Consider the following 11,482-nt stretch of genomic DNA (forward strand, 5'->3'; position numbering starts at 1 on the left):
CGGTCAGAACTCGAGCGCCATGACAGTCTTGACGCCCTGGAGCTTGCAGGCCTTGTCGATAACGTCGCTGGGGATCGACTGGTCGACGCTCAGCAACAGCACCGCCTCTCCGCCCGCGTCGCGGCGGCCGAGGTGGAAGGTGCCGATATTGATCCCGCTCTCGCCGAGCAAGGTACCGATCCGGCCGATGAAGCCGGGCGCGTCCTCATTGACGATGTAGAGCATGTGCCCTTCGAGTTCGGCCTCGATCCCGATGCCGAAGATCTCCACCAGCCGCGCGGTACCATGCCCGAACAGCGTGCCGGCGACCGAGCGATCACCCTGGCTGGTGCCGACGGTGACGCGCAGGAGCGTGTTGTACGCGCCCTCGCGCTCGTGCCGAATCGAGCGCACGTCGAGCCCGCGCTCCTTCGCGAGGAACGGCGCGTTGACCATGTTCACGCTGTCCGAATACTGCTTCATCAGGCCGGCAAGCACCGCGGCCTCGATCGGCTTGCCGGCAAGCTCGGCCGCGGCGCCCTCGCGCTCGATCGAGATCTGGGTGAGGTTGCCGTGTGCGAGCTGGCCAACGAGGCTGCCGAGGTTCTCGGCGAGCTTCATGTAGGGGCGCAGCTTGGGCGCCTCCTCGGCCGAAAGGCTCGGCATGTTGAGCGCGTTGGTGACGCCGCCGTTGACGAGGTAATCCGCCATCTGCTCGGCGACCTGCAGCGCGACGTTGACCTGCGCCTCGGTCGTCGACGCGCCCAGGTGCGGGGTGCAGATGAAGTTCTTGGTGCCGAACAGCGGCGATTCCTTAGCCGGTTCCTGCGCGAACACGTCGAGCGCGGCGCCCGCAATGTGGCCGCTTTCGAGCCCGTCCTTCAATGCCGCTTCGTCGATCAACCCGCCGCGCGCACAGTTGACGATGCGCACGCCCGGCTTGGTCTTTTCCAGCCGTTCGCGGCTGAGAATGTTGCGGGTCTGGTCGGTCAGCGGGGTGTGCAGCGTGATGAAGTCGGCCCGCGCGAGCAGCGTCTCGAGATCGACCTTCTCGATCCCCAGTTCCACCGCGCGATCCTCGGTCAGGAAGGGGTCGTAGGCGACGACCTTCATCCGCAGGCCGAGCGCCCGGCTGGCGACGATCGAGCCGATGTTGCCCGCGCCGATCAGGCCGAGCGTCTTGCCGGTAACCTCCACGCCCATGAACCCGTTCTTGGGCCACTCGCCCTCCTGGGTGCGCTCGTTGGCCTCGGGTATCTGCCGGGCGAGCGCGAACATCAGCGCGATGGCGTGCTCGGCGGTTGTGATCGAGTTGCCGAACGGGGTGTTCATCACCACCACGCCCTTGCTGCTGGCATAGGGAATGTCGACGTTGTCGACGCCGATCCCCGCGCGGCCGATGACCTTGAGATTGGTCGCCGCGTCGAGGATTTCCCTGGTCACCTTGGTCGATGAACGGATGGCGAGGCCGTCGTATTCGCCGATCCGCGCCATGAGCTGTTCGGGCGTTTCGCCGGTGATCACGTCGACCTCGCAACCGCGCTCTTCGAATATCCGGGCGGCATTGGGATCCATCTTGTCGGAAATGAGGACTTTGGGTCTTGCGTTGGGCTGGGCCATGATCGGCCTCCTTCAATGAATGTGGGAAAGCGTGACGGGCAACCGGCCCGTGCGCGCGAAAGAATCAGGCAGCGGTGGCCGCGTAGGCCCAGTCGAGCCAGGGTCCGAGCGCGTCGATGTCGGCGGTATCGACCGTCGCACCGCACCAGATGCGCAGGCCCGCCGGCGCGTCGCGATAGCCGGCGACGTCGTAGGCGGCGCCCTGCTCTTCGAGCAGCTTGGCCATCGCCTTGATGCGCGCCTCGTCGGCACCATCGACCGTCAGGCAGACGCTGGTGTTCGACCGGATCGCCGGATCGGCGGCGAGGTGGCGAAGCCAGTCGCGGCCCTCGACGATTGCGTCGAGCGCCGACGCGTTGGCATCGGCCCGCGCCTTCATGGCGGGCAGCCCGCCGATCGACTTGGCCCATTCGAGCGCGAAGATCGCGTCCTCGACCGCGAGCATCGACGGGGTGTTGATCGTCTCGCCCTTGAAGATACCCTCGATCAGCTTGCCGCCCTTGGTCAGGCGGAACACCTTGGGCAGCGGCCAGGCGGGGGTGTAGCTCTCGAGCCGCTCGACCGCGCGGGGGCCGAGGATGAGCACGCCGTGCGCGCCTTCGCCGCCGAGCACTTTCTGCCAGCTGAATGTCAGCACGTCGACCTTGTCCCAGTCGATGTCCTGCGCGAACACCGCGCTGGTGGCGTCGGCGATCGACAGGCCTTCGCGGTCGGCGGCGATCCAGTCGCCGTTCGGCACGCGCACGCCCGAGGTCGTGCCGTTCCAGGTGAACACGACGTCGGTCGACCAGTCGACCTGCGACAGATCGGGCAACCGGCCGTAGTCAGCGCGGATCACCGTGGGGTCGATCCTGAGCTGCTTGAGTGCGTCGGTCACCCAGCCTTCGCCGAAGCTCTCCCACGCCAGCGTGGTCACGCCGCGCGCGCCGAGCATCGTCCACATGGCCATCTCGACCGCGCCGGTATCCGAACCCGGCACGATGCCGATGCGGTGCGTGTCCGGGACCTCGAGAACCTCGCGGATGAGGTCGATGGCGTACTGGAGGCGTGCCTTGCCGATCTTCGAGCGGTGCGAACGCCCGAGGGATTCGGTGGCGAGCTTGTCGGGGGACCAGCCCGGCGGCTTCGCGCAGGGACCGGAAGAGAAATACGGACGCGCAGGCTTGCGCTCCGGCAGCGGGTAATCAGTCATGTAGACTCTCCTTGCAGAGAGCACGCGCGGCGTTGGGACCGCGTGGCCCGCCGGCCGCACTAATGTTGCAGCGCAGCGAGTCAAGCGTGCAATGCGATTCCCGGTTCAAGCGTGCCGGCGCGCCGACAGTTCCCCTCTCGCCAAAAGAACGCGACGCTCATATGGCCACGCGCATGAAGGTGTCGGACCTGCGCGTTGCGCTTTTCAGCGGCAACTACGCCATGACGGTGGACGGCGCGAACAAGGCGCTCAACCGGCTTGTCGACTATCTCCTGCGGCAGGGCGCCGAGGTGCGGGTCTATTCTCCGACGATCGAAAATCCGCCGTTCGAACCCAAGGGGGATCTGGTCAGCCTGCCTTCGATCGCGATCCCGGGACGCAGCGAATACCGCGTGCCGACCTGGCTGGGGAGCCGCGTGCGGGCCGATCTCGCCGCGTTCGATCCGCACGTCGTTCACATCTCGTCGCCCGATTTCGCGGCGCGCGAGGCGGCGCGGTGGGCGCGCGATCGCGGACTGCCGGTGGTCGCATCGGTCCACACCCGCTTCGAGACCTATCCCCGCTACTACAACCTGGGTTTCATGGAACCCGCAGTAGAGGCGTGGCTGCGCCGGCTCTACCGCCGCTGCGATGCACTCGTGACGCCCAGCCCGAGCATGATCGAGACCCTGCGTCAGCAGGACATGAACGACGACATCGGCCTCTGGTCGCGCGGGGTCGAGCACGCAATCTTCACTCCCGACCGCCGGGACGAGGCATGGCGCCGGGAGCTGGGCTTTTCCAGCGCCGACCTGGTGGTCGGCTTCCTCGGCCGGCTCGTACTCGAAAAGGGCCTGGACGTATTCGGCGCGGTCGTAGGCGAACTGGAAAAGCGGGACGTGCCGCACAAGGTCATGGTGATCGGCGAAGGCCCCGCGCGCGCGACGTTCGAGGAGCGCATGCCCGAGGCGTGCTTCGTCGGGTTCCAGCGCGGCGAGAACCTCGGCCGTGCGGTCGCCTCGATGGACGTGCTGCTCAACCCCAGCGTGACCGAGACCTTCGGCAACGTCACGCTCGAGGCGATGGCGTGCGGGGTGCCGGTCGTAGCCGCCGACGCGACCGGCGCCGCCAGCCTGGTCGAGGACGGGGTCAACGGTTACTTGGTCCCCCCGCGCGATATCGCCGCCTACGCCGACCGGATCGCGGCCTACGCGGCCGACCCGGCGCTGCGAGCAGCGCATGGAAAGGCGGGCGAGGTCCGCGCCCGGGCCTTCGAGTGGGACGCAATCAACAGCGCGGTGGCCGACACCTATCTGCGGGTGCTGGCAGCCAGGGGCCGGTAACCTAGCGCAGCACCCCCGCCGCGGCCATACGGCGGGCGTACCACCATTGCAGGATAACGGCCGCGACGATCACCAGCGGCATGAGTTTCGTCATCGCGCTGTCGGCCATCTGGGGCGGCAGTTCTACCGTGTACTGGTAGGCGAAGCTCAGCGCCGCGCCGACCAGAGATATGAGAAAGGCCGTGGCGGCATGGCGCGAGCGGACAAGCAGCAGGACCGATCCCGCGACCGATCCCCATACGCCAAGCGCCCACAGCGCGCTGGCCCAGACCGGAAAGCTGTCTAGGAATGTCGAGGCTTCTTCCGCGGTCATCCCCATCGGCCCCATGGTCGCCTCGAGGTATGCCGCGTCGCGCAGCTGCGACATGATGTAATCGTAGGCCCCGAACGCGTTCCACAGCAGCGATGCGATGCCCACCACCCACAGGTGCCAGGGTGTTCTGGCCGGCGCAGCAGTCGTCATGTTCCCCTCCCCGGTCGCGACCACCCGAACGGTTTACGCCGGTCGCCCCGGGCCCGCAAGCAGCGCGCGCGTCAGAGGCGCTCGATCCGCTTTGCCATGTCGTCGATCAGGTCGACGATTTCGTTGACCGCATCCTCGTCGAGTTCACCCGAGCGGGCCTTGTGCCTGAGCACCTGCGCGAGATTTCCCATCGCGCGAAACAGGTGGGGGGATCGTCCGCGCTCGTGGCGCTCGGCGTGGTCCGCCAAGCGATCGAAGATTGCCGAGACTTCGTCTGCCTTTTCGGCCAGCTCCGCGCGCCCCTGGTCGGTCGCGACGAAGGGCTTGCGAGGGCTTGCATCGTCCTCCTTTTCGGCGATCGCGCCCTCGTCGGCGAGCAACTGGAGCGTCGGATAGACCGCACCGGGGCTCGGGGCGTACGTACCGCCGGTGGCTTCCTCGATCGCCTTGATCAGCTCGTAACCGTGCCGCGGCTGGTCGGCGATCAGCTTGAGCAGCGCGAGACGCAGTTCGCCCTGCCCGAACATCCGCCCCCGGCGGCCACGCCCCCCGCTTCGGCCGCCACCGAACGGCCCGCCCGGACCGAACGGGCCTTCGCGACCGAACGGACCGTCCGGCCCGAACACGCCGCCGTCCCAGCCACGGCCGGCCATCGCCTTCGCCGCAAATGCCGCCCGCATCGCGCGCCTAACGTCGCGCTGATAGCAATGATGTCGCATATCTCTTCTCCAAAAGACACGTCACGATATATCTTTGGTATATCGTTTTGCAAGCCCCTCGCGGAACCGCGGGTGATTTCCTATCTCTCGCGGGCATGGCCGATCTCTTTCCCGACAGTCTTCCGGCATCGACGGCCGACGAGCCGCGTCCCGACGCCCCCCTCGCGGACCGCCTGCGCCCGCGATCGCTGTCCGAGGTCGTCGGGCAGGAACACCTTACCGGACCGGAGGGGGCGATCGGCCGGATGGTCGCGGCAGGCAAGCTTTCCAGCATGATCCTGTGGGGGCCGCCGGGCACCGGGAAGACCTCGATCGCGCGGCTCCTCGCCGATGCGGTGGGGATGCGCTTTGCATCGATCAGCGCGGTGTTCAGCGGGGTTGCCGATCTCAGGAAGGCGTTCGCAGAGGCCGACAAGGCCGCCGCCGCCGGGCAGCGCACCCTGCTGTTCGTTGACGAGATACACCGGTTCAACCGGGCCCAGCAGGACGGCTTCCTGCCTTTCGTCGAGCGGGGCACGGTCACCCTCGTCGGCGCGACGACCGAGAATCCGAGCTTCGAGCTGAACGCGGCGCTGCTCAGCCGTGCGCAGGTGCTGATCCTGCACCGGCTCGACGCGGCGGCGCTGGGCTTGCTGCTCGACAAGGCGGAGGAACTCGAAGGGCCGCTGCCGCTCACTCCGGAAGCGCGCGAGGCGCTGGTCGCCAGTGCCGATGGCGATGGGCGCTTCCTGCTTAATCAGGCCGAAACGCTCTACGCGGCAAAGATCGGGTCCGATGGTTCGGGGCCGCTCGATCCCGCCGCGCTCGGCAGTTTCCTCCAGCGCCGCGTCGCGGTCTACGACAAGGACCGCGAAGGGCACTACAACCTGATTTCCGCCTGGCACAAGGCCCTGCGGGGATCGGACCCCGACGCGGCACTTTACTACATGGCGCGGATGCTGGTGGCGGGAGAGGAGCCGCTGTTCGTGCTGCGCCGGCTGGTGCGCGCGGCGGTCGAGGACATCGGCCTCGCCGACCCGCAGGCGCTCGTCCAGTGCCTTGCTGCCAAGGACGCCTACGACTTCCTCGGATCGCCGGAAGGCGAACTCGCGATCGTGCAGGCGTGCCTCTATTGCGCCACCGCACCCAAGTCGAACGCCGCCTACAAGGCGCAGAAGGCCGCCTGGCAATCCGCCAAGGAGACCGGCAGCCTGATGCCGCCCCGCAGCATCCTCAACGCGCCGACCGGGCTGATGAAGGATATCGGCTACGGCAAGGGCTATGCTTACGACCACGACGCCGACGACGGCTTCTCGGGCGCCGATTACTGGCCCGACGAAATGGAGCGGCAGACGTTCTACGCCCCGGTCGAGCGTGGCTTCGAGCGCGAGGTGCGCAAGCGGCTCGAATACTGGGCGAAGCTGCGCGCGGAGCGACGCGGCGGCGAATGAGGCCGGACCGTTTCCGCCACTTCGCCGCGATCGACTGGTCGGGCGCCGCGGGCGAGCGCCATGCCGGCATCGCGGTGGCGATCTGCGAGGCGGGCAATGCCGCTCCGAAGATCGTGCGCCCCGGACACCGCTGGTCCCGCCCCGAGGTCGCCGCGTGGATCGAGCACCAGATGCCCGCCGAAACGCTGGTCGGCCTCGACATATCGGGCTCGCTCGCGTTCGCGGACGCGGGGGCGTTCTTCCCCGGTTGGCCGAGCAGCCCCGATGACGCGCGCGGCTTGTGGGCACTCGTGGAACGGCTCTGCGCCGACGATCCGCACCTCGGCGCAGCCAGCTTCGTCGACCATCCCGAGATCGCCCGTCACTATCGCCGCCATGGCGGGCGCGAGGGGGACCTGTTCGGCGGCGGAACCGGCCGGCTGCGGCTGACCGAGCGGATCGGCCAGGCCGCGCTCGGCTGCCGGCCCACTAGTAACTTCAACCTCGTCGGCGCGAGCCAGGTCGGCAAGGCGAGCCTCACCGCGATGCGGGTGCTCCACCGGCTGGACGACAAGCTCGCGCTGTGGCCGTTCGACCCATTGCCCGATCACGGTTCGGTCGCGGTGGAGATCTACACCACGATCGCCGCCATCGCCGCCGGCCGCAGCGCCGGTCGCAGCAAGCTGCGCAGCTTCGCGGAATTGAATGCGGCGCTTGGCGCACTCGACAGCAAGCCGGTCCGCGGACGCGGCCCGATCGACGATCATCGGTCGGACGCCCTGCTCGCCGCCGCATGGCTACGGACCGTCGCGCACGCTCCGCAATTTTGGTCGCCCGATGCCTTGACCCCCGGCATCGCTCGCACCGAAGGCTGGACTTTCGGCGCGCTCTGAACGAAATGCGCGCGTCACGGTACGCCGGCTTAGCTCAGTTGGTAGAGCACCTGATTTGTAATCAGGGGGCCGCGGGTTCGAATCCTGCAGCCGGCACCACGCCCTTGCCTCCCCCCCCACCACGGGTCTGGTTGCCGGCCGCGACCGCTCCACCGGCCGGTCCGGGCATCCCCGACGAACGACCATTTTGCCCGCTGGAAAGCCGTGGCTATTATCCGCGCTTCGCGACTCAGCCTCGGCGGGCGGATGCGCGGCTCTGCAAGGGGGTGACCGATGCTGACGGTTATTGACGGAACGGGCGATGCCAACGGGCTGACCTATCGCAGGAACATGACCGGCGGCATGTGCGACCGGTTGGCCAAGGCGTACAAGGGCCGGTACTATCGCGGCCCCGTCCTTGACGGCCACGACACGTTCGACATCGCCGAATCCGCCTATCGCGACATCAGGGCCGACGCGGCGCTGGGCAGGCAACCGCTGTTCCTTGCCGGACATAGCCGCGGGGGAGCGGCGGTAATCCGCGTCGCCCAGTGGTTGAAGCGCGATGGCGTATCGGTCGAGGCAATGTTCCTGTACGACGCGGTCGACCGGACGTTCAATCCGTTCGTGGACGTGCAGATCGTCCCCTCGAACGTGAAGCGGGTCTATCACGCCCGCCGGTCGGGCGAGATTGTCGACTATTTCAGCAAGGCTGCCGAGGATACCGCGAAGGAACTGCGGGTCTTCCTTCTGAAGAAGGGACACAAGAGCCGCGAGGTCGAGGACAAGCGCAAGCTAGCCCAGAAGTACGGCCGCCTCGACGACGCGATGAAACTGCGGATGCGGAGTTCCAACGGTTTCTTCGAAAGCCCGAGCATCGATTTCGGCAACTGCGGCGTCGGCCTCGAGGACAATCCAAAGGGATACAAGGAGGAGTTCTTCCTCGGCAGCCACGGCGCCATCGGGGGCAGTTTCATCGGCGCGCAGGACGGGGCGTGGCAGAATCCGGCCGACGCCCTGCTGTTCCAGCAGATCGCCAATGCCGACAAGGCGGCCGTTTCCTCGGTATCGGCCTGGATGGCCAAGGCGTTCGACGAAACCGCGCTCAAGCTGCACGGCGGCGTGCGGACCGAGGCCCGCTAGGCGCCGAAGATTCGCCGCCCGCGCGAAGACCGAGCGGTCAGACCATGTCTTCCGGCCGCACCAGCCGGTCGAATTCTTCGGCCGTGACCCCCGCCTCGATCGCCGCTTCGCGCAGCGTCTTTCCGCTTCTGTGCGCCGCCTTGGCGATGGCGGCCGCCTGGTCGTAACCGATCTCGGGCGCCAGCGCGGTTACGAGCATCAGCGAGTTCTCGACCCCGCGGGCAATGTTGTCGCAGCGCGGTTCGAGGCCGTCGAGCAGGTGCTCGGTGAAGCTGTTCGCGGCGTCCCCCAGCAGCCGCACCGAGCGCAGGAAGTTCCACGCCATGAGCGGGCGATAGACGTTCAGTTCGAACTGTCCCTGCGACCCGGCAAAGGTCAGCGCGGCGTTGTTGCCGAACACCTCTATGCAGACCTGCGTCAGCGCCTCGACCTGGGTAGGATTGACCTTTCCCGGCATGATCGAGCTGCCCGGCTCGTTCTCGGGCAGCGCCAGTTCGCCCAGCCCAGCGCGCGGGCCCGAGCCGAGCAGGCGGATGTCGCTCGCGATCTTGTAGAGCGCGGTCGCCGCCGCACCCAGCGACCCGTGCGCGAAGACCAGCGCGTCGTCGGCGGCGAGCTGGGCGAACTTGTTGGGCGCGGTGACGAAGGGAAGGCCGGTGAGGTCCGCGATCCGCTCCGCGACGCCCGTCGCAAACCCCTCTGGCGCGTTGAGGCCCGTGCCCACAGCGGTCCCGCCCTGCGCCAGTTCGTACAGTCCGGGCAGCGTGGCCTCGATCCGCCCGATCGCTGCCTCGACCTGCGTGTCATAGCCGGAAAACTCCTGCCCCAGCGTCAGCGGCGTCGCGTCCTGCGTATGCGTGCGGCCGATCTTGACGATGCCGCTCCACTCCTCCGCCTTCGCCGCGAGGTCGGCGTGCATCGACCTCAGCGCGGGGAGCAGGTGGCCCACGATCTCGCCCGCAGCGGCGACGTGGATCGCGCTGGGAATGGTGTCGTTCGAGCTCTGGCTCATGTTGACGTGATCGTTGGGGTGGACCGGCGCCTTCGAGCCGACCGTACCGCCGAGGAGCTGGATCGCGCGGTTGGCGATCACCTCGTTGGCGTTCATGTTGGTCTGCGTGCCCGAACCCGTCTGCCACACGACGAGCGGGAATTCGCCGTCGAGCCTGCCGTCGGCCACCTCCTGCGCCGCCGAGGCGATCGCCCCCGCCAGTTTCGGATCGAGCACGCCCAGGTCGCAATTGGTTTCCGCCGCCGCGCGCTTGATCGTGCCCAGCGCGCGGATCAGGGGTAGCGGCATCGTTTCGCCGCCAATCCGGAAGTTCTCCAAGCTGCGCTGCGTCTGCGCGCCCCACAGGCGATCGGCAGGCACCTCGACCGGGCCCATCGTGTCGGTTTCGGTTCGGGTTTTCATGAACGGAATCTGGACCCGGACGCCAGGCGGCGCAAGGCAGCTAAGCGCGCGGGCCTGTCACACTTGCCACAGAGTTCAGGAAGAAAAACCGGCGCCCTCCCGAACGCCTGTCGTTGACGCAATGCCCGACAATCGCAGCAGGCGGGTTCGGGGATTGCGATTGGGCGATAATGGGCGGTTCCGGTGGAAAAAAGCGAAACAGAAGCTCTATGCGCGAGGTTGCGTGTAGGAAATAAGTTTTGGCGATCAAAAGCGGTCGGTCGGCTAACGACCCCGGTGCGGACACTGCTTGCCTCCGAGCTTGGCCCCTCTGGTACGCCCAGCTACGCTCCCGCCATGGCAGCGACACAAAAATGGATCACATTGGTTCCCATCGCAGCCTCGATGGCCGCCTGTGCCGCTGCTCCAACTCGGGAGCCAGCGACCGTCGCTTTCGATGCCCGCTCCCACGAGATTGGCCTTCCCGTAACAGTGGAAGGGCGATCGCTGACATTTCTCCTTGATGCGGCGGTGGACCCGTCGGCGATTGACGCATCACAAGCATCGACGCTGGGCCTGAAGAAAACGGGCGAAGGCGGCGAGGTCGAAGGTGTCGGCAACGAGGCCGCCATGGCTTTCCCCAGCAGCGTGCCTGAAATCATTATTGGCGGGAGGGATTACGGCCCGATCGAAGTGCTCGTTGCCGATCTCGGGAAGCTGCGGGAACGCTACGGCGCACCGATGCATGGAATCTTAGGATACAGTCTGATCAAGGACAACGCTGTCTTGATCGATTAAGAATCCGATACCGTCACCATCTGGCAGGGCGCAGCCCCGGCGGCGCCTCGCAATTGCAATTCCTCTTACCGCGTCCCGCTGCAGTTCCTTGCGGATGACGAGCGGCTCATCCTGTTGCCCGGCCTCATGATCGCCGGGCACGAGGTCCCCGCGTTCCTCGATACCGGTTCATCAAATGGCTTGCGAATTGACGTCGATGCCGAACCCATTGCGCCAATCCGTTCGCGTCTGCCGGAGGGAGTCGAAAGCACCAGCGTCGGTGCGCGTGGGGTTGCATCGCAGCGTCGCGCGACGCTTGAGTATCCTGTACGCCTGGGCCCTCTCGAGGTCGAGCGAGTTGAAGTCGCGCTCGTGAAGGAGGCTCCCCTGGCCGTTGGAGTCGGCAATCGTTTTTTCGAAGCCATTGGCGCCCGGCTCCTCATCGACATACCAGGCCGTCAGATCGGCGTCTTCACGCAGTGTGGATAGCTCCGACTTGCGCCCGCTTCCCACCCTTATTCTGTTGAAGAAGTCGGGTTCTGCGTTGCTGGCAGGCTGACGCGGATCGGGGGCGAGCAGCTTTCCTCGCCCGA

General features: G+C 67.0%; 11 protein-coding genes and 1 tRNA gene. 6 read left to right on the plus strand and 6 right to left on the minus strand.

Annotation, left to right across the window (positions count from 1 at the left end):
• Positions 1-3: 3 nt before the first annotated feature.
• Positions 4-1,599 carry a phosphoglycerate dehydrogenase gene (gene serA, locus N0B51_RS06425; protein ID WP_259961445.1) on the minus strand — a complete coding sequence of 532 codons (1,596 nt, stop codon included), beginning with the start codon at positions 1,597-1,599 and terminating at the stop codon, positions 4-6.
• A gap of 64 nt (positions 1,600-1,663) precedes the next feature.
• Positions 1,664-2,791, minus strand: a complete 1,128-nt coding sequence (locus N0B51_RS06430) for a phosphoserine transaminase (protein WP_259961446.1) — start codon at positions 2,789-2,791, stop codon at positions 1,664-1,666.
• Positions 2,792-2,964: 173 nt separating this feature from the next.
• Here N0B51_RS06430 and N0B51_RS06435 point away from each other — a divergent pair, with 173 nt between their 5' ends.
• Positions 2,965-4,113, plus strand: a complete 1,149-nt coding sequence (locus N0B51_RS06435) for a glycosyltransferase family 4 protein (RefSeq protein WP_259961495.1) — start codon at positions 2,965-2,967, stop codon at positions 4,111-4,113.
• Position 4,114: 1 nt separating this feature from the next.
• Here the strand turns inward: N0B51_RS06435 and N0B51_RS06440 are convergent, their stop codons facing one another.
• Positions 4,115-4,576, minus strand: coding sequence for a hypothetical protein (locus tag N0B51_RS06440; RefSeq protein ID WP_259961447.1), 462 nt, complete (start codon positions 4,574-4,576; stop codon positions 4,115-4,117).
• Positions 4,577-4,647: 71 nt separating this feature from the next.
• Positions 4,648-5,256, minus strand: coding sequence for a PadR family transcriptional regulator (locus N0B51_RS06445; protein WP_259961448.1), 609 nt, complete (start codon positions 5,254-5,256; stop codon positions 4,648-4,650).
• A gap of 134 nt (positions 5,257-5,390) precedes the next feature.
• Here N0B51_RS06445 and N0B51_RS06450 point away from each other — a divergent pair, with 134 nt between their 5' ends.
• The 4 genes from N0B51_RS06450 (at position 5,391) to N0B51_RS06465 (ending at position 8,719) form a co-directional block, all read left to right on the plus strand.
• The gene (locus N0B51_RS06450) at positions 5,391-6,725 is read left to right on the plus strand and encodes a replication-associated recombination protein A (protein ID WP_259961449.1); all 1,335 of its coding nucleotides are present in this window, start codon (positions 5,391-5,393) and stop codon (positions 6,723-6,725) included.
• The gene (locus N0B51_RS06455; protein WP_259961451.1) at positions 6,722-7,597 is read left to right on the plus strand and encodes a hypothetical protein; all 876 of its coding nucleotides are present in this window, start codon (positions 6,722-6,724) and stop codon (positions 7,595-7,597) included. The genes N0B51_RS06450 and N0B51_RS06455 overlap by 4 nt, the downstream gene beginning before the upstream one ends.
• 23 nt (positions 7,598-7,620) lie before the next feature.
• Positions 7,621-7,696: transfer RNA gene (locus N0B51_RS06460), tRNA-Thr, on the plus strand.
• 174 nt (positions 7,697-7,870) lie between these two features.
• Entirely contained in the window at positions 7,871-8,719 is an 849-nt protein-coding gene (locus tag N0B51_RS06465; protein WP_259961452.1) for an alpha/beta hydrolase family protein, read from the plus strand.
• 37 nt (positions 8,720-8,756) lie between these two features.
• On the opposite strand, the gene fumC is transcribed toward N0B51_RS06465, so the two are convergent.
• Positions 8,757-10,133 carry a class II fumarate hydratase gene (gene fumC, locus N0B51_RS06470; RefSeq protein WP_259961453.1) on the minus strand — a complete coding sequence of 459 codons (1,377 nt, stop codon included), beginning with the start codon at positions 10,131-10,133 and terminating at the stop codon, positions 8,757-8,759.
• A gap of 336 nt (positions 10,134-10,469) precedes the next feature.
• On the opposite strand from fumC, the gene N0B51_RS06475 reads away from it, so the two are divergent.
• Entirely contained in the window at positions 10,470-10,910 is a 441-nt protein-coding gene (locus N0B51_RS06475; RefSeq protein ID WP_259961454.1) for an aspartyl protease family protein, read from the plus strand.
• Positions 10,911-11,081: 171 nt separating this feature from the next.
• Here N0B51_RS06475 and N0B51_RS06480 read toward each other — a convergent pair.
• Positions 11,082-11,482: hypothetical protein (locus N0B51_RS06480; protein ID WP_259961455.1), on the minus strand; the 401-nt coding region annotated here is incomplete at its 5' end.

Source organism: Tsuneonella litorea (assembly GCF_025154015.1).
GTDB lineage: Bacteria > Pseudomonadota > Alphaproteobacteria > Sphingomonadales > Sphingomonadaceae > Tsuneonella > Tsuneonella litorea.

Bases quoted from the DNA above. Each gene is read 5' to 3' on its own strand.
- serA (WP_259961445.1), bottom strand. From the start codon at position 1,599: ATGGCCCAGCCCAACGCAAGACCCAAAGTCCTCATTTCCGACAAGATG.
- N0B51_RS06430 (WP_259961446.1), bottom strand. From the start codon at position 2,791: ATGACTGATTACCCGCTGCCGGAGCGCAAGCCTGCGCGTCCGTATTTC.
- N0B51_RS06435 (WP_259961495.1), top strand. From the start codon at position 2,965: ATGAAGGTGTCGGACCTGCGCGTTGCGCTTTTCAGCGGCAACTACGCC.
- N0B51_RS06440 (WP_259961447.1), bottom strand. From the start codon at position 4,576: ATGACGACTGCTGCGCCGGCCAGAACACCCTGGCACCTGTGGGTGGTG.
- N0B51_RS06445 (WP_259961448.1), bottom strand. From the start codon at position 5,256: ATGCGGGCGGCATTTGCGGCGAAGGCGATGGCCGGCCGTGGCTGGGAC.
- N0B51_RS06450 (WP_259961449.1), top strand. From the start codon at position 5,391: ATGGCCGATCTCTTTCCCGACAGTCTTCCGGCATCGACGGCCGACGAG.
- N0B51_RS06455 (WP_259961451.1), top strand. From the start codon at position 6,722: ATGAGGCCGGACCGTTTCCGCCACTTCGCCGCGATCGACTGGTCGGGC.
- N0B51_RS06465 (WP_259961452.1), top strand. From the start codon at position 7,871: ATGCTGACGGTTATTGACGGAACGGGCGATGCCAACGGGCTGACCTAT.
- fumC (WP_259961453.1), bottom strand. From the start codon at position 10,133: ATGAAAACCCGAACCGAAACCGACACGATGGGCCCGGTCGAGGTGCCT.
- N0B51_RS06475 (WP_259961454.1), top strand. From the start codon at position 10,470: ATGGCAGCGACACAAAAATGGATCACATTGGTTCCCATCGCAGCCTCG.